The sequence below is a fragment of the Haloplanus sp. HW8-1 genome (assembly GCF_023703795.1).
In the GTDB taxonomy this organism is placed as follows: Archaea; Halobacteriota; Halobacteria; order Halobacteriales; family Haloferacaceae; genus Haloplanus; species Haloplanus pelagicus.
On sequence record NZ_CP098518.1, the window covers coordinates 824418 to 844519 of the forward strand.

Below are 20102 nucleotides of genomic sequence, written 5' to 3' on the forward strand. Positions count from 1 at the left end.
TCGTCCGACTGACCAAGCCACTGCGAGGAGCACCTGACTCGCAATGTGCTATGCGATACGTGACGCGTCGGGCCTGAGGCCGTTCGCGTCGGGTGCTAGATTTACGCTTGTGCTGAAAAGCTTGTTGGCTAGCCCAATATCTAGCTACGAATTGTGGTTGGGGTGGTTGTATGTGGCTTTTTATCCGAATAAGAAGTCGGATACGGATATGCGTCGGTCGAGAGACCGTGTCGGGTGGACGTTCGACCACGGGTCACCGGACGAGATACGGATCGTTGCCGGCGACGAAGCGGCCGAGGTCGGTCTCGCGACGGTAGTCGGTCGAGCGCAGACGGTCGATGGCGTCGACCAGACGCCGGGCGTCGTCGGACTCCCACGTCGCGGGCTCCCGGATCGGCATCACGAGCCAGCCACTCCCGAGGAGTTCGCTCGCGTGAAGCGCCGCGAGGTCGGGGTCGTCGGCGTCGTGGGCGGTACACGTCTCGAGGACGTGACGCGTCGCCCGTTCGCCGACCGGCAGGAGGACGTGCGCCGCGATGGCGCGAAGTTCGGCGTCGAAGAACGGTTCCATCGCGGCGTAGTCGTCCGCAGTCGGCTCTCCCTCCGGTACGCAGGTGTGGAGATAGGAGAGAAACGTGTTCTCGGCGGTCGGTTCGTCGCCGATCGAGCGGAGGAGGCCGGCGTCGCGAAGCGCCCGCTGGAGGCGGCGACCGGCGGGGGTGCCGGTGAAGGGGACGCCCGTCTCGGCGCCGCCGTGGACCCCTGGGTGGTCGCCGACGACGTGGAAGTGAGCGTTGGCGTCGCCGTAGCCCGGGACGAACCGTTCGCACGGCGGGTCCAGGCCGAACGGGTTACTGATGCGGTCGGTGACGTTTCGCACGACTACGGCTACGTGCCCAGGAACCTAAATCTACAGTTCGACGCCCGACGGGATGAGGCTCTTCGATCGCAGAAGGCTCCCGTTGGCGTCGTAGACGAGGAAGGTACTCTTTGAGTAGGTCGCTACCGGTTCGCCGTCGATCTGGAGGACGACGCTGTAGCGCCCGCCGTCGTCGCCGGTAGTCTGTCCGTACTCACGGGCGGCGCGGACGAACCGCAACACGTCGTCGGCGTCCTCGTTGAGTTCGAGGAGGAAGTCGCCGGTGATTCGGTCGGTGACGCCCACGACTCCTGTCGCATCGGGCGAATCGAGTGAGTCCTGCAACCGGAAGGTGACGTCCGTCTCGCCCGCTTCCAGGATGTCTCCCTCGGCGTCGGTCAACCGGTCTGTCAACGTCTCCTCGGGGCCGTGGAAGTCGATAACGACCCGGGGTTCGGCCGGCGTCTCCCCGGTCTCCACCCAGTCGATATTGTGTGCTTCCAACTCGAAGTGGTCGCGCCTCATTCCGTAACTCCGTTTTTGGGTTCAGGGGGTATGAACGTAACGCCCCGTGACTTCCCCGGATTCGGCCGAGGATCACGGCGAGAGGTTTATCCCGTGGCTCCGCGTCCAGACCGGTATGTGGGTTCGGTCGGAGTATTCGGGCGAACTCGCCGTCCTGACGACGTGGCTCTCGGTTCTCATCCCGTGGAACGTAACGTACGTCTCGGGAGTCGCCGGCGGTGCCCTCCTGTTCGTCCGCTTCCCGCTCTTCCAGATCCGGTACAGTTTCGGGGTTCCGATCGCCGCGGGCATCACGGTCACCGACCCGCTCTCGGCGACCGCCTTCCAGCGCGGGCAGGCGCTCGAACCCGTCTACCAACTGTGGACGGTAGGGGCCGCCGTCTTCGCGGCGGCGCTCGTCGTCTCCGCCGTCTACTACCGTCGGGAGGCGTGGGCCGAATCCTGGCCCGTCGATCCCGTTCGCCTCCTCGGGACGCTTCTTCTCGGCACGGGCGTCGTCCTCGCGGCGGCGACGTATCTCCTCCTGTCCCGGGGATTCCCGGGCGTTCCGATCCCGCTCGGCGTCGTCTTTCTCCTCCTGTTCGGGGGCGTCCTCCTGACGGTGGATCGCACGGCCTGACCGCCAGCGGGCACAAACTATAAATCGGCCGGCCTCCCGTATTCGAACGTGACGCCGCCACCCGTCGCCCCCGTGTCCACGCCGGACGACCGGTCGGCAGCGACGGGTGGACTCGCGGCTCTTCTGAAAAAACGCGACCGGTAGCACCGCTCGCGGCGGGCGTGGCACCCCGTCCCGGGCGACCGACGGCGGTCGACCCGTTCCGACACGACTAACAGCGCAGACGACACCCATCCCACAATGACACTATCCGAGTTCCGCGGGGTCTACCCCGCCATGACCACGCCGTTCCACGAGGACGGCAGCATCGACTTCGAAACCCTCCGCGAGGACGCCCACCGACTCGCCGACGCCGGCGTCGACGGCCTCGTTCCCGTCGGCTCGACGGGCGAGAGTGCGACGCTCAGCCACGACGAACACGTCGAGGTGGTCGAGGCCGTCGTCGACGCCGTCGGCGACGACGTGCCCGTGATCGCCGGTTCCGGGTCGAACAACACCGCCGAGGCGCTCTCGCTCTCCCGGCGCTCCGCCGACGCCGGCGCCGACGGCCTCCTCCTCATCTCGCCGTACTACAACAAGCCCGAACCCGCGGGGATGTACGACCACTACCGGAGGGTCGCCGACGAGGTGGATGTCCCACAGATCGTCTACAACGTCCCCGGGCGGACGGGACGGAACATCGACGTCGACACGACGGTCGACCTCGCTTCCCACCCCAACATCCGTGGCTACAAGGCCGCCAGCGGCGACCTGAATCAGGTTTCGGAGATCATCGAGCGCACCCGCGACGAGGACTTCGCGGTGCTCTCGGGCGACGACGGCCTGATCCTCCCCACGCTCTCGGTGGGTGGGACGGGCACCATCAGCGTCGTCGCCAACGTCGAACCGGCGCGGACGGTCGACCTCGTGCATTCGGCCCTCGACGGCGACTTCGAACGCGCACGGGAGATCCACCACGAACTCGGGCCGCTGATGCGCGCCCTGTTCTGGGAGACGAACCCCATCCCCGTCAACGAGGCGATGGCCATCCGTGGCTACGGGCCCGGGACGGTTCGGTCGCCGCTCACCCGTCTCTCCGAGGAACGTCGGTCGGATCTCGAAGCCGTCCTCGCCGACCTCGATCCGGTGGAGGCCGAGCCGTGATCGAGGTGGCCGTCACCGGCGCCGGCGGCCACATGGGACGGGAGGTCCTCGCCGCGGCGAACGAGCGCGCGGGTATGGACGTCACCCTCGCGGTCAACCGCACGGCGGTCGGCACCGTCGAGGGCGTCGACGTCGAGGACGAGGCCGACCTGCCCCGACTGCTCGCGGAGCGCGACCCCGACGTCCTGGTCGATTTCACCGTCCCCGACCCCAGCACGCGCTACGTCGAGGCCTGTGCCGAGGCGGGCGTCCCCGCAGTCGTGGGGACGACGGGGTTCGACGACGACCAACTGGCGGCGTTGTCCGACGCCGCCGACGCGGTGCCGGTCCTCAGGGCCGCGAACTTCGCCCGCGGCGTGGCGGCGCTCCGGCGGGCGATCCGCGAGGCCGTCGCAGCCGTCCCCGACTACGACGCCGAACTCACCGAAACCCATCACAACCGCAAGCGCGACGCGCCTTCGGGCACGGCGCTGACGATCCTGGACGATATCGACCGGACACGGGACGAGGCCGCCGACCGCGTCCACGGCCGTGAGGGCGAACAGCCCCGTGAGGAGGGGGAGATCGGCGTCCACGCACGCCGCGCCGGCGACGTGACCGGCGAACACGAACTACTACTTGCGGGGAACCACGAGGTGCTGACGCTCACGCATCGTGCCGAGTCCCGCGGCGTCTTCGCCGAGGGGGCGCTCGATGCGGCCGACTGGCTCGTCGGCCGCCCGGCCGGCGCGTACGACTTCGAGGACGTACTATGACACTGCAATCCGACGTAACCGACCTGTGGCAGCGCTACGACGACGACGCGGTCGACGCCGAGACGGCCACCGCCGAGGATTACGACACGCTCGATGCCTTCCTCGACGGGTTGGAGGCGGGCGAGATCCGCGCCGCCGAGAAGCGGGGCAGCGCCGAGGGAACCTCGGCTGGCTCCCGGCCGTCGGCCGGGAACGGCCAGTGGGAGGCCAACGAGTGGGTCAAGCGCGGTATCCTGCTCAACTTCGGCCTGCGGCCCACCGAGGCGCGCTCTCACGGCGGCGTCGACTACCACGACGTGTTGCCCCTGCGGGAGACGGACGACCTGGGTGACCGGGGGACCCGCAACACACCCGACGGCACGACGATCCGCCGGGGCGCCTATCTCGGGAGCGACTGCATCATGATGAGTCCCTCGTTCGTCAACGTCGGCGCACACGTCGGCGACGGCACCCTCGTCGACTCCTGTGACACCGTCGGCTCGTGTGCCCAGATCGGCGAAGACGTCAAACTCGGCGCGAACACGCTCATCGGCGGCGTCCTCGAACCCGTCGAGGACGCTCCTGTGGTCGTCGAGGACGGCGTCTCGCTCGGTGCCGGCTGTCGCGTCACGAGCGGTTTCGTCGTCGGCGAGAACACGGTCGTCGGCGAGAACACGCTGCTCTCGCCGCGCATCCCCGTCTACGACCTCGTCGAGGAGGACGTGATCTACGGCCGCCTGCCACCGGAGCGCCGCGCGTTCACCCGGATGGTCGAGTCCTCCATCGGCGACCACGACCTCTTCGCCGGCGGCGCGTACAAGCCCGCCGTCGTCGCCATGGACATCGAAGCCGAGACCCGCGACGCCACGAAGCGAGAGGAGGCGCTCCGGGAATGAGCGGGGAGGCGGCCGACGCCGGCGAGGGCGACCCCGCCGTGCGGCGACTCGCCGACTGGTCGGCCGCCGACCTGCGGGACCTGGCCGCGGAGTACGGCACGCCGCTGTACGTCACCGACCTCGACCGGGTGCGGGAGAACGCGAGGCGTCTGCGGGCGGCCTTCCCCGCCGCCGACGTGAAGTACGCCGTGAAGGCTCACACCGGACGGGCCGTCCTCGAAACCGTCCGCGAGGCCGGCCTCGGCGCCGAGTGTGCGTCGGCGGGCGAGGTGGTCCGCACCCTCGACGCCGGCTACGAGGCGGTCCAGTACACGGCGGTCAACCCGCCCGCCGAGGACCTCGACGTCGTCGTCTCGCGGTGGGACGCGGGCGCGGACCTGACCGTCGTCGCCGGGGCACGTGATACGCTCGATCGGCTCCGAGAGCGGGGGTTCGACGGCCGACTGGCGATTCGGGTGAACCCCGGCGTCGGCGCCGGCCACCACGAGAAGGTGACCACGGGCGGCCACGCCAAGTTCGGCGTCCCCTACGACCGCGCGGCCGACACCGTTGCCGACGCCCGGGCGGACTTCGACGTGGTCGGGATCCACGCCCACGCCGGCAGCGGCATCAGCGGCGACGACCTCGCCGAGCATCGCGAACTCGTCGCCCGGATGGGCGATCTGGACCGAGAGGTCGGCGATCTGGAGTTCGTCGACGTCGGCGGCGGCTTCGGCGTACCCTACCGCGAGGACGAACCCCCGCTGGATCTGCCCGCGGTCGCCACGGCGACCCGCGAGGCACTCGGCGACGTGGACGCGACCCTGGCCGTCGAACCCGGACGCTACGTCGTGGCCGACGCGGGCGTCCTCCTGACCCGCGTCAACACGGTGAAGCCGGTCGACGACGCGGGCGCGGCGGGTGCGGTGCCCGTCGTCGCCGGCGTCGACGCCGGCATGACCACCCTGCTCCGGCCGGCGATGTACGACGCCTACCACGCGATTCGGAATCTGACCGACGAGCGCCCCGAGCGACCGGTCACCGTCGCCGGCCCGGTCTGTGAGACGGCCGATCTGTTCTGCGAGGAGCGGCCACTGCCGACGCCGCGCCGGGACGACCTGCTGGCCATCGGTTCGGCCGGCGCCTACGGCTACGAGATGGCGAGCACGTACAACTCCCGGCCGCGGCCGGCGGAGGTCGTCTTGGCGGACGGCGACCCCCGGATCGCCCGCGAACGCGAGACCCTCGCCGCCCTCACCGATCTGGAGGTGGACGGATGACGACAGTCACCGCCGAGAAGTACCACGGTACCGAGAACGACTTCCTCGTCCTGCCGGCGGACGCCCCCGTCCCCGACCGGGCGGCGTTCGCGGCGACCCACTGCGATCGGGAGTCCGGCGTCGGCGGCGAACGAACCGGCGCCGACGGCGTGCTCTTTCTCGACCTCGATCCCACCGCGTCGCCGGTCCGGGTGACGATGACGCTCGTCCAACCGGACGGTTCCGTCGCCGAGATGTGTGGCAACGGCGCGCGCGTCACCGCCGTGTGGGCGGCCCGCGAGACGGGCGCCCGCGAGGTGGTCATCGAGACGCCGGCGGGCGATCGACACGCCGTCGTTCAGTCCGAGGGCGTCACCGTCGAGATGGGGCGGCCCTCCTTCGACCCGGCCGACGTGCCGCTGGCGCGGGACGCCGGCGGGCCGCTGATCGACACCCCCGTGGAGGGCCTGACCGTCACCGCGGTGAACACCGGCGTGCCCCACGCCGTCGCCTTCGTCGACGACGTGGACGCCGTCGACCTCACCACCGTCGCCCCGCCGGTCCGGCACGCGGCGGTCTTCCCTGAGGGGGCGAACGTGACCCTCGCCGCGCGGATCGACCTCGACGACGACGCGACCGAGGGCGCCCCGGGCGCTCCCGCGGCCTTCCGCCAGCGGACCTACGAGCGCGGCGTCGAGGGGGAGACACTCGCCTGTGGGACGGGCGCCGTGGCCGTCGTCGCCGCAGCCAGGCGGACCGGCCGCCTCGATACCGAGGGACCGGTCCGCGTCTCGCCGCCCGGCGGCGACCTGGTGATCGTCGTGCCCGACGACGGCCCGGCGACGCTGACCGGCCCGGTCGAACGCGAGTTCGCGGTCGACTTGGAGGTGCCCGGAAGGTGAGCGCCGTCGGGTTCGATCCGGTCGCGTTCCTCGACGCGGCCGTCCGCATCGAGTCCCACGAGGACGTGACGGCGATGCGCGAGTTCCTCGTGGACACCCTTGCCGACCACGACGCCGACCCGCTGGTCGACGACGCGGGCAACACGCTCGCCACGAAGGGGTCGGGAGCCCCCCACGTCGTCCTGAACACGCACATCGACACGGTGTCGCCACACGTCCCCTACGACCGGGACGGCGAGTGCATCTACGGCCGCGGATCCTGTGACGCGAAGGGGCCGCTCGCGGCTATCCTCGCGGCCTTTCTCGGGACAGACCCCGGATCGGGGCGACTGACCCTCGCGGTGACGCCCGACGAGGAGGTGTACTCCACGGGCGCGGCGGCGCTCGATCTCTCGGTGCTCCCGGGGGTCGACGCCCCGGCCGGCGACGCCTACGTCGTCGGCGAGCCGACCGGACTGGACGTGTGTACCGCCGCCAAGGGCCGCTTCGAGGGGACTGTCCGACTGTCGGGGGCGAACGCCCACGCCGCCGAACCGGCGACGGGAACGAACGCAGTCGCCGCCGCAGAGGGGGCGCTCGCGGCGATCCGAGACTTCGACGCCGACAGGGATCCCCACCCGTCGCTCGGCCCGGCGACGCTCACGCCGACGGTGATCGAGGGCGGCGACGCGACGAATCAGGTGCCCGCGGACTGTGCGATCACCGTCGACCGGCGGAGCGTCCCGCCGGAGTCCGCCGAGGGGTTCCGAGAGTCCCTCGAAACGGCCGTCGACGACGCCACTACCGACGCCGTGGACGCCACGTTCGACCTGACCGAGCGGCCGACGCCCTTCCTCGAGGCTTTCGCCACCGACACCGACGAATCGGTCGTCCGGCGCCTCGCAGACGCGGCCGCCCGCGTCACCGACGGCGCCGGCGGCACCGTCCGCCCGTTCACCGCCGCCACCGAGGCCTCCTACTTCTCGCCCGCCCCGACCGTCGTGTTCGGTCCGGGCGTCCTCGCCGACGGGTCGGGCCCCGTCGCCCACGCTGACCGGGAGTACGTCCGGATCGACGCGGTGGAGCGGGCGGCGACGGCGCTGACCGACGCGCTCGCGACGCTGGTCGACTGAAGCGCAACCCCCAAGCGCCCGGGGAGTCTCGGGACGACCATGTACGAGGCGGTTCAGGTGGCTCCCGACGGCGAGTCCGACGCCGGTCGCGTCGTCCAGACGGCGGCACGGATGGGGTACGACGGCGTCGTGATCCGGGCGCGGGATGGGACTCCCGACTACGACGCACTCCGTGACGCCACGGCTATCGACGTCGTCGACGGCGTCGAGGTGGTCGCGGCGGACCCCGAACGGGCGAGCGGGGCGGTCGGGGGCCGCCGCCCGGACCACACGCTACTCTGTGTCCGGGGCGGCACCGACCGACTCAACCGCTTCGCGGTCGAGAACGAACGCGTCGACGTCCTGACGCGGCCGATGGCCGACGAGGGCGACGTGAACCACGTCCTCTGTAACCGGGCGGCCGAGAACGGCGTCCGGATCGAATTCGACCTCGGTCCGGTCCTCCGGTCGACGGGCGGCCCGCGGGTGCAGGCGCTTCGGGACCTGCGGAAACTCCGCGAACTCGTCGCGGATGCGGGGGCCCCCTTCGTCGTCAGTGCGAACCCGTCCTCCCGCCTCCAGTTGCGCGCGCCGCGGGAACTCGTCGCCCTCGGCGAGGTGGTCGGGTTCGACCCCGACACCGTCCGTACGGGCCTCCGGGAGTGGGGCGAACTCGCGGCGCGCAACCGCCACCGGCGGTCCGAGTCGTTCATAGAGCCGGGGGTCGAACGGGGACCGTATGAAGAAGACGCTTGAGGAACACGCCGAACGCTTCTCCGAACTGGCGCCGGAGTACGACGACGAGACATCGCCCGAGTACCGCGCCTGCGTGGACCTCGTCGTCTCGTACGCCGATCCCGGGTCCGAGGAGGTGGTGCTTGATCTGGGGACCGGCACCGGCGCGCTCGCGCTGCCCCTCGCCGACGACGCCGACCGGGTGGTCGGCCGCGACATCAGCGCGGGGATGCTCGACGAGGCCCGCCGGAAAGCCACCGAGCGCGACCGCTCGAACGTCGCGTTCGGCGAGGGTCGATTCCGCGATCCAAACTACGACGGCCCCGTCGACATCGTCGTCTCCAACTTCGCCATGCACCACCTGAACGACGCGGAGAAACGCGAGGCAATCGACGCCATCGCCGCGCTGGATCCCCGCCGTTTCGTCCTCGGCGACGTGATGCTCTTCGAGGAGGTCCACCCCGAATCGGGCGTCTACGACCCCGAGGTGGACGACCCGGCGCAGGCTGGCATCCTCGCGGACGCGCTGACCGACGCAGGATTTGTCCTGACGGCCGTGGATCGGGTGTCGGCGGCGGTCGGCGTGATCGCCGCCGAGCGCCGATGAAGCACCTGCCCAAACACCTCAGCCCGCGGTGGCGGTATCTCGCGGTGGCTCTGGAGGCCCGTCCCGACGTGTCGCTCTCGCGGGGCGACTTCCAGCGGGCGGTGTGGTACGCCGCCGGCAACCTGCTCGGCGACCCCGGGAGCGCGGACGCCGACCTGCGGGTGTTGCGCTTCTCGTTCGCGGACGGGGAGGGCCACGCGGTCGTCCGTGCCCGTCGCGGCGAGGTCGATCCGGCACGGGCGGCGCTCGCCTGCGTCAGCGAGGTTGGCGGCGACCCCGTCGGTGTCCACGTCCGCGGCGTCTCGGGGACGCTCCGGGCCTGTGCGGAGAAGTATCTCTAGGTACGTCCGGCGGACGCCGGTCGCGGACCCCCTCGTGGCGACCGCGACCGTCCGACTACCCGAGTAAGAAAGGTATTTAGGACGCCGGACCGGAGTGGCGACCCGAGAGACGCGTCGTGTTCGAGAACGGCCGTCGGCGGGGCGTCGTCCACGAAGTGGACGGGACCGGGCCGGCGTCGCTCGGGGACGACCGAACTCGATTTCGAGTCAGAGTCAACGTGATACAATGCAGGGACAAGCCCAACAGCAGGCCTACGACCGCGGGATAACGATCTTCTCGCCCGATGGCCGCCTCTATCAGGTCGAATACGCCCGAGAGGCCGTCAAGCGAGGGACAGCGAGTATCGGCATCCGAACCGAGGACGGCGTGGTACTGGCGGCGGATAAACGCTCCCGGTCGCCACTGATGGAGCCGACGAGCGTCGAGAAGATCCACAAGGCGGACGACCACGCGGGCATCGCGTCGGCCGGCCACGTGGCCGACGCCCGCCAACTCATCGACTTCGCCCGCCGGCAGGCCCAGATCAACCGCCTGCGATACAGTGAACCGATCGGTATCGAGGCGCTCACGAAGGAAGTTACCGACCACATCCAGCAGTACACGCAGGTCGGGGGTGCCCGCCCGTTCGGCGTCGCGCTTCTCATCGGTGGGATCGAGGACGGCGAACCCCGCCTCTACGAGACCGACCCCTCGGGAACGCCCTACGAGTGGAAGGCGGTCTCCATCGGCGCGAACCGCGGTGATCTCCAGGAGTACCTCGAGGAGAACTACGAGGACGGCCTCGACCTCGACGGCGGTATCGCGCTCGCGCTTCGGGCGCTGGCGACCACCAACGACGACAGTCTCGAACCGGCCGGCGTCGACGTGGCGACAGTCAGCCTCGACACCGAGGCGTTCCACGAACTCGACAACGACGAGATCGAGACTCACCTCGCCGACCTCGACCTCCTCCCGGACGACGAGGACGAGGACGATGACGCGGATGTGGACGCCGACGAGGAGTAGTCGCCGCCGCGACCGACCGCTCTCTTTCCTTTCTCGTCTCGTGCAGGAACGCCCTCATACGGAGTATTGTAACTGTTTACCGGTGGTTCGCCGAGACGGTCCGGCGAACCACCGGTAATGGCTTACAATAAACCGTATCAGTACTCCTCGTACGCCAGATTCATCAGCCACTGCGAGAAGGCGTCGCTCCGTGGATCGACCTCCTCCTCGCCGATGAACGGCGAGAGCATGTCCCCGGCCATCAGCAGCGAGAAGTCGAGGTCACGTGCCGTCGGCATCAGGAAATACGTGTTGTGTCCTTGGTAGACGGTCTCTTCGCGCCGGATGAGCGTCTGTTCGACCAGGGATTCGGCGATGCGACTGCCCTTCCGCGAGGAGATGTCGAGTTCCTTCCACAGTTCGCTCTGGTGGATCCCGCGTGTTTCGCGGATGAGTTCGAGTGCGGCGCGCTCGTCGGTCGAGAGGTCGGCGTCCGGGCCCTCGGCAGCGCTCATCGACACACCTCCGGGTCGACGGTTCGATGCATACACCCACAAACCGTTGCGGCGGGTTTAAATTTGACTTTCGCCCGGACCGACCGGACGGTACGGTGTCTCGCAGGGTGCCCCCCCGGCGAACCGATACGTCCACCCGTCGTCGTCGAGGTGGAGCAGCGATGACGATCGGGTGCCGTACCCGTCTTCGTGGATACAGACGCCGAAGTCGTGGTCGCCGAGGACCCCCGCCGCCCGATCCAGCCACCGGTCGGCCGTCTCGCCCGGTTCCGGAGTCAGCGCCGTCCGCACTTCGCGGGCGTTAGCGGCCTGTTCGGCCGCCCGCTCGGCGCGGTCGGGGTTCCCGTCGGGCGTGTGGAAGGCGTCGATCATCGCCCCGCCACCCCCCAGTGCCGCGCCGCTGTTGACGACGACGTGGACGCCGGGGTCGAGGTGGTGGGTCCGGAGTCGTCCGTCCCACTCGAACAGGTAGGCGGCCGTCCGGTCCGCGACGACGAGGTTGAACCCGTCGTAGCCGTGCGTATCGACGGAGTGCTCGACGAGACGTGCGGCCGACCGGGCGTCGGATTCTCGGAGCGCGTCGGTGACCAGCAGTCCGCGCGACCGTTCGGCAACCGGGTCCGCCAGCCATCGGTTCGTGATGCCGACGAACAGGCCGGCGTCGTTGTGACCGATCCACGTCCCGCCGGCTTCGGCGTCGCGCGGCGCGATGACCGTCGGATCGGCTCCGGTTCGTGTCGGCGGCTCCGACGCCCGGTCACGGCGCTCGTCACGGTTGGCAGCGACGAGAACCGGCGCGTCGGGAAACACCTGCCAGGCGAAGGTGAGCGTACACACGGACGGGCGTAGACGTCCCGGCGACTTAAGGGGTCATTCCCGCCACCCGTCGGGTGTCGCTGCGGCGTCGTCGGTCGCGACCGCGGTGCGGACGGCGGCCACGTTCTCCGCCACGTCGTGGACCCGAACGATGTCGACACCGCGGTCGACGGCCAGCGCCGTCGTCGCGACGGTCGCCGGAAGCCGCTCGCCGGCCTCCTGGCCGACGTGGGCGAACATTGACTTGTGTGAGTGTCCCAGGAGGACCGGACAGCCGAGCGCCCGGAACTCTTCGAGGCGGTCGAGGAGTTCGAAGTTCTCGACGGCCGATTTCCCGAAGCCCAGGCCGGGATCGACGATCACTTTCTCGCGATCGAGACCGGCGCGTTCGGCCAGCGCCACGCGCTCCGCGAGTTCGTCGATCACGTCCGACACCACGTCGTCGTACGGGACGTCCCTGTCGGGGACGACCGGCGCGTCGATGCTGTGCATCACGACGACCGGCACGTCGTATTCGGCGGCCACGAAGCGCATCTCGGGGTCGGCCAGCCCCGTCACGTCGTTGAGAACGTCCGCGCCGGCGTCCAGGGCCGCCCGGGCCACCGCGGCCTTTCGGGTGTCGATCGACACCATGGCGTCGAGGTCGTGGAGCGCCTCGATCACCGGACGCACGCGCTCGATCTCCTCCGTGACGGGGACCGGATCGGCGCCCGGGCGCGTACTCTCGCCGCCGACGTCGATCACGTCCGCGCCCGCTGCGACCATCGCCTCGGCGCGCTCGACGGCCGCGCTCGGGTCGAAGTACTCGCCGCCGTCGTGGAAACTGTCGGGGGTCACGTTGAGGATACCCATGACCGACGGCCGTTCCTCCCAGGGATACCCGTGAGTGGGGACGCTGTCGCCGAGTCGGTCGGCGAGTCGGTCGGCGACCCCAGACAGTTCCCCGTCGAGGTCGGCGGCGAGCGCGCGGAGTTCGGCGTCCGTCCCGGCGATCACCGCCTCCCGGAGTTCGCGCCCCGTGCGGTACTCGGACGTGACGGCGGTCGCGCCGGCCCGGCCGGCGACCCGTTCGACCGTCCGTGCCTCCCGGCGATCGAGGCGGATCGTCACGACGCGATGGACGCCCTCGCCGATCACGTCGGCCCCCACGTCGGCGCCGGAGCGGTCGAACACGGCGGCCGCGTCGTCCACGGTGTCGATCCGACGCGAGACTGCGAGCCGCGACCAGGTGCGGCGAGCCTCGGCGACGGCGAACAGCGAGCCGACGACGAGAACGCAGTCGTCGGGAGCGGCGGCGGCCCGGGCGCGGTCGAGACCGGCCGCGACCGTCGGTACCGCCGCCACGTCGGTCACGCCGGCCGACTCGAAGGCCGCGGCGAGCACCGCCGGATCGGCCGCGCGCTCGTGTTCCGGGGCACAGGCCTGCACCGACGCGACAGCCGGGAGTTCCGCGACCATCTTTCGGTGATCCTTGTCGTGCATCGCGCCGAAGACGAGGTGGAGGGCCGCGTAGTCGTACTCGTCGAGGGTCTCCGCCACCGCGCGACACGCCCCGGGGTTGTGTGCGCCGTCGAGGACGACCAGCGGATCGCGGTCCACGACCTCGAACCGGCCGGGCCAGTGAGCACCCCGGAGGCCGTTCGCGATGGCGGCGGCGTCGACACGGTCGCCGCCGGCCTGCCTCGCGAGGACGGCAGCGACGCCGGCATTACGCGCCTGATACGCGCCTGGCATCGGCACGCGAGTGTCGACGTCCCAGTCCGCGCCCGAGATCGCGACGCCGGCCTCGGTGTGATTGACGAGGCCGTCGTAGGCGACCGTCACGTCGGGTGTCTCCTCGGCGAACCCGACGGTCAGTGCGTCGGGGGCGTGCCGCCGGACGGCCGTCCGTGCCTCGCCGGTCGCCCCCGTCACCAGCGGCGCGTCCGCGGGGGCGACGGTGACTTTCTCGGCCGCAATATCGTCGAGGGTGTCGCCCAGGATGTCGGTGTGTTCCAGGCTCACCGCCGTCACCGCGGCGGCAACCGGGTCGACGACGCTCGTCGCGTCGAGCCGGCCACCCATCCCCACCTCCAGCACCGCCACGTCGACCGCCGAACGGCCGAAATACCAGAGGCTCATCGCCGTGAGCGCCTCGAAGGACGTGATCGGGTCGCCCTCGACCGCCCGATCGACGAGGAACGGGCGCACCCGCTCGACGAAGTCGACGACCGCGGACTCGGGGATCCGTCGGCCGTCGACGCGGATCCGTTCGCGTACGTCGTCGAAATGCGGCGACGTGTACAGCCCAACCCGGTAGCCCGCTTCCCGGAGGATCGACTCCGTCATGCGGGCCGTACTCCCCTTGCCGTTCGAGCCCGCGACCTGCACGAACTCGACGGTCTCGTGTGGGTCGTCGAGGTGGGCCAGCAGGGCACGGATCGACTCCGTCCCCGGGTCGAGCGCGAACCGGCGGAGGTCGGAGAGAAAGTCCGCCGCGGCGTGATAATCCATATCTCACGATTCGGTGGGGCGAGGGTTTTAGTCCCACGGTCGTGGGTGACAGCCCCCCGAACAGGGGGGTCGATCGACGGACGACTACTCGACGTAGCCCCGATCGCGGGCTCGGTCGAGCGCGTCGTCCTCGACGAACACGACGATCTCGTCGTTCCAGAGCCGGAAGTCGTGGCGGTGGCTCGTGTATCCCGTGAGCTGTCGGCCCACGCGGTCGGCGTCCCAGCTAGCGGCGACGACGACCGGCGGCGGGTCCGGGCCGAGCGTTTCCGCGTCGGGCGAGGTGCTGTTGACGGTCGCGCCGTAGCGTTCGAGATACCAGGGCAGGGGCAGGCGGGTGTGCCAGGCCGGGCCGCCGGGGCGTGGCTGTCGGAGCGAGCTCTCGTTTTGCACGTAGAACCGGACGTTGCTCGGGTTGCCCGGCGGGTGCGTGCCGACGAACAGCACGTCGGTGCCGTCGGTGACGCGAGCGACGCCGTGGACGAGCGCCAGCGTCTCCTTGAGTTCGTTTTCGGGCTGTGCCCACTGGATGATCTCGCCGGCCTCGTCGTCGTCGGCGCTGTTCGCGTACGTCGCGTTCGCGCCGACGGCGCCGACAGCGGCCCCACAGAGCAGCAGTGCCGCGAGGACGGTCGGCGCCGTCCAGGCGGCGAGGCGGTCGGAACCGGCGCCGGCGTCGTCGCGGGTCCGGGCGACCGCCCGCCGGGCCCGCCGGCCGAGGGTCGCAACGCCGACCGCCGCGGGCACCGCGAGCGGGATCACCGCGTGGACGGCCGCCCACGGCGCCCGGATGTCCGTCGCGATGGGGTAGCCGACGACGCTGACCACGCCCCAGTAGGTCGCGGCGGCGACGAGGGTCCGCGAGCCGGTGCCCCCGGTGTCGGCCACGTCGTACCCGTCGGCGACGAACCCGATCGCCGCGAACAGCAGGACGAAGGGGGCGCCGTACAGCAGCGTTTCGAGGTAGTCGTACAGGAAGGGGAGGTAGTCGTGACTCTGGTGTGTGCCGCCGACCCAGAGGTCGTAGAAGGCCTCCCACGAGCCGACGGTCGCCGCCTCGACGACACCCGGGAGACGTCCCGGGGTGGCGAGGGCGTGCCAGAGCTCGGGGCGGGGGGCATAAAAGAAGACGACGACGGCGATGAACGCGAGGAGAGCACCGGCCGTGTGCGCAAGCGCGAGCCCGACCCCCCGGCGGACGGACCCACCCCACGCCGCGAGCCGGTAGGCGAGGGCCGTTCGCCACTCCGTGCGGACGAGATGTGGAATGGACCCTCCCGAGCGGGCCGTCCGGAACAGCCGGTGATCGACCAGCAGGGCGCCGGCGCCGAGAAAGCACAGCAGGTAGACGACGGCGTTTTCCTTGGTGGTGAACGCGAGGCCCAGGCTGGCTGCGGCGGGGTAGAGCAGGCGGGCGTCGCCCCGGTCGAGCGCCCGGACGAACAGGGCGAGAGCGACGAAGGCAAAGGCGCCCACGAGGACGTCGTTTCGCATGAACCGCGAGTAGTAGACCAGCAGCGGGTTGATCGCGAAGACGACGGCGAGGGCGGCCACCTCGGTCTCCCGCAGGTGGTCACGGAGGAGCCACGCCGACAGCGGGAGGAGTCCCCCGACGAGCGCGACGATCAGGCGGGCGCTGAAGTCCGTCGCGCCGAGGACGGGGACGGAGAACACCCAATCGTTGACGACGAAGAGAAAGGGGCCGTGGACGATGGGGCGGTAGGCGAACTCCCCGGTCTCGTGATAGCGGAGGATCCAGTAGCCGACGCGACCCTCGTCCCAGTGGAAGATCCGGGTACCGAGGGTGACGAGCCTGACGGCGAGGGCGAAGGCGGTGATCGCGAGCACCGCCCGGAGGGTACGACGGCGGCCGTCGGAACGCATCGCTAACCCCTGTCGTCTCGGCGGTAACAACCCTTTTGGTTTCGCAGGGGGCCGGCCCGCGGAGGGCAAGGACTTTGCTACCCCGCACCGACGCCGCTCACATGGTTCGACTGGGGCTTGTGGTGGCACAGTACAACGCGTCGGTCACCGAACCGATGGCGGAGTCGGCGCGGACGGCGGCCGAGGCGGCCGACGCCGAAATCGGCGCAGAGCTGTCGGTTCCGGGGGCGTACGACGCGCCGCTGGCGGCCGATCGGCTCGCCCGCCGCGATGACGTGGATGCGGTGGCCGTTCTCGGCGCCATCGTGACGGGCGACACGGATCACGACCAGGTGATCGGCGACGCGACGGCACAGGCGCTCACCCGGGTGAGTCTGGACCGGGACACACCGGTCACCTTCGGCGTCTCCGGGCCGGGAATGAGCGGCGCCGAAGCCCGGGAGCGCGTCGAGAAGGGAGCGGAAGCGGTAAACGCGGCGGTCGAAATGGTACACACGCTACCATGACATTCGACTTCGCATCGCGTGTCGAGCGCGTCGAGCCGAGCGCTACGCTCGCGATCAGCAACCTCGCGAACGAACTCGAAGCCGACGGGATCGACGTCGTCGACCTCTCGGTGGGCGAACCCGACTTCGACACGCCGGACAACATCAAGCGGGCCGCCAAGGCGTCGCTCGACGTCGGCGACACGGGCTATACCTCCTCGAACGGCATTCCGGAACTCCGGGAGGCGATCGCGGAGAAACTCCGCGCGGACGGCATCGACTGCGAGGCGGGGAACGTGATCGTCACCCCCGGCGGCAAGCAGGCGCTCTACGAGATCTTCCACACCCTGATCGACGCGGGCGACGAGGTGGTCCTCCTCGATCCGGCGTGGGTCTCCTACGAGGCACAGGCGAAGATGGCCGGCGCCGACCTCTCGCGGGTCGATCTCTCGCCGTACGATTTCCAACTCGAACCCGCCATCGACGACCTCGCGGCGACCGTCTCCGACGAGACGGAACTGCTGGTGGTCAACTCCCCGTCGAACCCCACCGGCGCCGTCTACTCCGACGCCGCCCTCGAAGGCGTCCGCGATCTGGCGATCGAGCACGACATCACGGTCATCTCGGACGAGATGTACGACGAGATCACGTACGGCGTCGAGCAGACCAGCCTCGGCAGTCTCGACGACATGGGCGACCGCACCATCACCGTCAACGGCTTCTCGAAGGCCTACGCGATGACGGGGTGGCGGCTCGGTTACTTCCGTGCGCCGGAGTCGTTTATCTCGCAGGCTGGCAAGATTCAATCGCACTCGGTGTCGTGTGCCGTCAACTTCGTCCAGCACGCGGGGATCGAGGCGCTACGGAACACCGACGAGGCGGTCGCCGAGATGCGCGCGGCCTTCCGCGAACGCCGCGACATGCTCGCGGACCTCTTTGCCGACCACGGCGTCGACGTACCCGTCGGCGACGGCGCGTTCTACATGATGCTCCCCGTCGATCAGGACGACCAGGCTTGGTGTGAGGGCGCCATCGAGGACGCCCACGTCGCGACGGTGCCGGGCAGTGCCTTCGGCACGCCCGGCTACGCCCGCCTCTCCTACGCCGCGAGCACGGAGCGACTGCGGGAGGGCGTCGAGCGACTGGCCGAGGGCGGCTACCTATAGATCGCCCCGCGGCGACCGGGCCGTGGGTTTAGGTGGGGTGCCGACCCACGACTACCCGATGCGCGTTCGGGACCTGCCCCTGTCGACGGCGGTGATCGAGCACTTCGAGTCGCGGGGGATCGACGAACTCTACCCGCCACAGGTTGCGGCGGTCGACGCCGGCGTCACCGAGGGGACGCGACTCGTCGCCGCAGTCCCGACAGCGAGCGGCAAGACCTTCGTGGCTTCGCTGGCGATGCTGACCGCCGACGGGCCGGGCCTCTATATCGTCCCGCTCCGGGCGCTCGCCCGCGAGAAGTACGAGACGTTCTCGGAGTTGCCGGGCGTGAGCGTCGGAATCTCGACCGGCGACTTCGACGAGACTACCGACGAGTTGGGGAACCACGACGTCGTCGTCGCCACGAGCGAGAAGGTGGATTCGGCCATCCGGAACGGCGCGGACTGGATCGCCGACCTCGCCTGCGTCGTCGTCGACGAGGTCCACCTCGTGGGCAGCGAGGGGCGGGGGCCGACGCTGGAGGTGACGCTCGCGACCCTCCAGCGGCGGGCGCCCGGCGTGCAGGTGGTCGCACTCTCCGCGACGGTCGCCAACCCCGACGAGATTGCGGACTGGTTGGACGCCGCCCTCGTCCAGTCGACGTGGCGGCCGGTCGACCTCCGCACCGGCGTCTACGCCGAGGGCGTGGCGACCTTCGACGACGACACGACCCTCGACGTGGCGGTGGCCGGCGATCCGGCCGACGCGACCGAGGCGACCGACGCCCTCGTTTCGGGGGCCGTCGACGGCGGCGGACAGGCTCTCGCGTTCGTCCGGTCGCGGCGCGAGGCCGAGTCGCTCGCGGAACGTCTCGCCGAGTCGGGGCTGGGCGCGTCGCCCGACGTAGCGAGCGAGGTCCGCGACCTCGACGGCACCGAGACGGGGCGCCGTCTCGCCGACTGTCTCGACGACGGGGTCGCCTTCCACCACGCGGGGCTCCGAAGCAGCCACCGGATCGCCGTCGAACGCGCCTTCCGCGACCGCCGGCTTCGAGCTATCTGTGCGACGCCGACGCTCGCGGCCGGCGTGAACGTCCCCGCACGCCGGGTCGTGATCCGGGATCAGCAGCGGTACACCGGCTCGGGGATGGAGTGGCTGCCGACGCTGGAGGTCCACCAGATGTGTGGCCGGGCGGGCCGCCCCCACCTCGATCCCTACGGGGAGGCGATACTGGTGGGAGACGAATCCAGCCGCGAGGAACTGTGGGAGCGGTACGTCACGGCGGCGCCCGAACGCGTCGAGTCACGGCTCGCCGACCCGAACGCGCTCCGGACGCACGTCCTCTCGATCGTCGCCTCGGCGTTTGCCGCCTCGCGGGCGGGAATCCTCGACGTACTCGACGCGACGTTCTACGCCCACGGCACGCCGACGGCGGAACTGGGCGGCGTCGTCGACACGGCGGTCGCGGATCTCGTCGAGATGGGGATGATCGTCGACGGGGCGGAGCTGTCGGCGACCGAACTCGGCGAGCGCGTCTCGAAACAGTACGTCACCCCGGAGACGGGCGCCCGGGTCGTCGAGGGGGTGCGGACGGCGGCGGGGATGGAGACGGTGACGGCGCTGACGGCGCTGGAGATCGTCTGTGATACGCCGGACATGCAGGACACGTATCTCGGCAACCGCGAGCGGGCGAAGATGTACCGGTTCGCACGGACCCACGCCGACGAGTTCACGACGGGCATGACCGAGACGGCCGATTTCGAGGGCTGGCTCACGGCCGTGAAGACGGCCCGCATCCTCCACGAGTGGACCGAGGGAGCGAGCGCCGAGGAACTGGTCGAGCGGTTCCGCATCGGGCCGGGCGACTTGGAGTCGCGGATCGAGCGGGCGGCGTGGCTGCTGGGTGCGGCCGACGCCATCGCGGACGCCCTAGACGTCGACGCCAGTCTCCCGTTCCGTGATCTGCGGGCGCGGCTCTAGACGTACTGCGTGACGGGGTCGGTCTCCGTGCCGCGTGCCGATACCCCGCTCATCGGAGCCGAGATCAGCGTCATCCGACGTTGAGCCGCCGGCCGCGAGGAGGGCGAAATG

At 70.3% G+C, this 20102-nt stretch carries 19 protein-coding genes and 1 pseudogene; 14 read left to right on the plus strand and 6 right to left on the minus strand.

The features are described from left to right. Positions 1-253: 253 nt before the first annotated feature. Entirely contained in the window at positions 254-880 is a 627-nt protein-coding gene (locus tag NBT82_RS04430; RefSeq protein WP_251330366.1) for a uracil-DNA glycosylase family protein, read from the minus strand. Positions 881-910: 30 nt separating this feature from the next. Next, positions 911-1384: a DUF5793 family protein gene (locus NBT82_RS04435; protein WP_251330367.1), complete on the minus strand. Its 474-nt coding sequence runs from the start codon at positions 1382-1384 to the stop codon at positions 911-913. 115 nt (positions 1385-1499) lie between these two features. Here NBT82_RS04435 and NBT82_RS04440 point away from each other — a divergent pair, with 115 nt between their 5' ends. The 11 genes and pseudogenes from NBT82_RS04440 (at position 1500) to psmA (ending at position 10696) form a co-directional block, all read left to right on the plus strand. After that, positions 1500-2003: a DUF7549 family protein gene (locus tag NBT82_RS04440; RefSeq protein WP_251330368.1), complete on the plus strand. Its 504-nt coding sequence runs from the start codon at positions 1500-1502 to the stop codon at positions 2001-2003. Between the two features lie 240 nt (positions 2004-2243). After that, positions 2244-3146 carry a 4-hydroxy-tetrahydrodipicolinate synthase gene (dapA, locus tag NBT82_RS04445; protein WP_251330369.1) on the plus strand — a complete coding sequence of 301 codons (903 nt, stop codon included), beginning with the start codon at positions 2244-2246 and terminating at the stop codon, positions 3144-3146. Further along, positions 3143-3901, plus strand: coding sequence for a 4-hydroxy-tetrahydrodipicolinate reductase (dapB, locus tag NBT82_RS04450; protein ID WP_256476676.1), 759 nt, complete (start codon positions 3143-3145; stop codon positions 3899-3901). Before dapA ends, dapB begins: the two co-directional genes overlap by 4 nt. Beyond that, a complete protein-coding gene (locus NBT82_RS04455) occupies positions 3898-4776 on the plus strand; it encodes a 2,3,4,5-tetrahydropyridine-2,6-dicarboxylate N-succinyltransferase (RefSeq protein WP_251330370.1) in 879 nt (292 codons plus the stop codon). Before dapB ends, NBT82_RS04455 begins: the two co-directional genes overlap by 4 nt. Then, positions 4773-6035: a diaminopimelate decarboxylase gene (gene lysA / locus NBT82_RS04460; RefSeq protein ID WP_251330371.1), complete on the plus strand. Its 1263-nt coding sequence runs from the start codon at positions 4773-4775 to the stop codon at positions 6033-6035. The genes NBT82_RS04455 and lysA overlap by 4 nt, the downstream gene beginning before the upstream one ends. Further along, on the plus strand, positions 6032-6916 hold the full coding sequence (gene dapF / locus NBT82_RS04465) for a diaminopimelate epimerase (protein ID WP_251330372.1): 885 nt from the start codon (positions 6032-6034) through the stop codon (positions 6914-6916). The genes lysA and dapF overlap by 4 nt, the downstream gene beginning before the upstream one ends. After that, complete coding sequence (locus NBT82_RS04470; RefSeq protein ID WP_251330373.1) at positions 6913-8028, plus strand: M20 family metallopeptidase; 1116 nt, start codon at positions 6913-6915, stop codon at positions 8026-8028. The genes dapF and NBT82_RS04470 overlap by 4 nt, the downstream gene beginning before the upstream one ends. 39 nt (positions 8029-8067) lie before the next feature. Further along, positions 8068-8763: an RNase P subunit p30 family protein gene (locus NBT82_RS04475; protein WP_251330374.1), complete on the plus strand. Its 696-nt coding sequence runs from the start codon at positions 8068-8070 to the stop codon at positions 8761-8763. Beyond that, positions 8747-9349, plus strand: coding sequence for a class I SAM-dependent methyltransferase (locus tag NBT82_RS04480; RefSeq protein WP_251330375.1), 603 nt, complete (start codon positions 8747-8749; stop codon positions 9347-9349). The genes NBT82_RS04475 and NBT82_RS04480 overlap by 17 nt, the downstream gene beginning before the upstream one ends. Beyond that, positions 9346-9687, plus strand: a pseudogene (locus tag NBT82_RS04485) (Rpp14/Pop5 family protein); the annotation flags it as partial. The gene NBT82_RS04480 and the pseudogene NBT82_RS04485, both read left to right, overlap by 4 nt. A gap of 229 nt (positions 9688-9916) precedes the next feature. Beyond that, complete coding sequence (gene psmA, locus NBT82_RS04490) at positions 9917-10696, plus strand: archaeal proteasome endopeptidase complex subunit alpha (protein ID WP_251330376.1); 780 nt, start codon at positions 9917-9919, stop codon at positions 10694-10696. Positions 10697-10833: 137 nt separating this feature from the next. On the opposite strand, the gene NBT82_RS04495 is transcribed toward psmA, so the two are convergent. The 4 genes from NBT82_RS04495 to NBT82_RS04510 all read right to left on the minus strand — a co-directional run bounded on the left by NBT82_RS04495 (position 10834) and on the right by NBT82_RS04510 (position 16383). After that, positions 10834-11190, minus strand: coding sequence for a helix-turn-helix transcriptional regulator (locus NBT82_RS04495; RefSeq protein WP_251330377.1), 357 nt, complete (start codon positions 11188-11190; stop codon positions 10834-10836). Between the two features lie 57 nt (positions 11191-11247). Then, on the minus strand, positions 11248-12027 hold the full coding sequence (locus tag NBT82_RS04500; RefSeq protein WP_251330378.1) for an NRDE family protein: 780 nt from the start codon (positions 12025-12027) through the stop codon (positions 11248-11250). Positions 12028-12060: 33 nt separating this feature from the next. Continuing rightward, positions 12061-14499, minus strand: coding sequence for a dihydropteroate synthase (gene folP, locus NBT82_RS04505; protein WP_251330379.1), 2439 nt, complete (start codon positions 14497-14499; stop codon positions 12061-12063). Between the two features lie 84 nt (positions 14500-14583). Continuing rightward, positions 14584-16383: a flippase activity-associated protein Agl23 gene (locus NBT82_RS04510; protein WP_251330380.1), complete on the minus strand. Its 1800-nt coding sequence runs from the start codon at positions 16381-16383 to the stop codon at positions 14584-14586. Positions 16384-16484: 101 nt separating this feature from the next. On the opposite strand from NBT82_RS04510, the gene ribH reads away from it, so the two are divergent. From ribH to NBT82_RS04525, 3 genes are read left to right on the plus strand one after another with little or no spacing between them, the layout of a single operon-like run. Continuing rightward, positions 16485-16889: a 6,7-dimethyl-8-ribityllumazine synthase gene (ribH, locus tag NBT82_RS04515; protein WP_251330381.1), complete on the plus strand. Its 405-nt coding sequence runs from the start codon at positions 16485-16487 to the stop codon at positions 16887-16889. Further along, positions 16886-18034 carry a pyridoxal phosphate-dependent aminotransferase gene (locus NBT82_RS04520; RefSeq protein ID WP_251330382.1) on the plus strand — a complete coding sequence of 383 codons (1149 nt, stop codon included), beginning with the start codon at positions 16886-16888 and terminating at the stop codon, positions 18032-18034. Before ribH ends, NBT82_RS04520 begins: the two co-directional genes overlap by 4 nt. A 58-nt stretch (positions 18035-18092) precedes the next feature. Next, entirely contained in the window at positions 18093-19991 is a 1899-nt protein-coding gene (locus tag NBT82_RS04525; RefSeq protein WP_251330383.1) for a DEAD/DEAH box helicase, read from the plus strand. Positions 19992-20102: the final 111 nt, after the last annotated feature.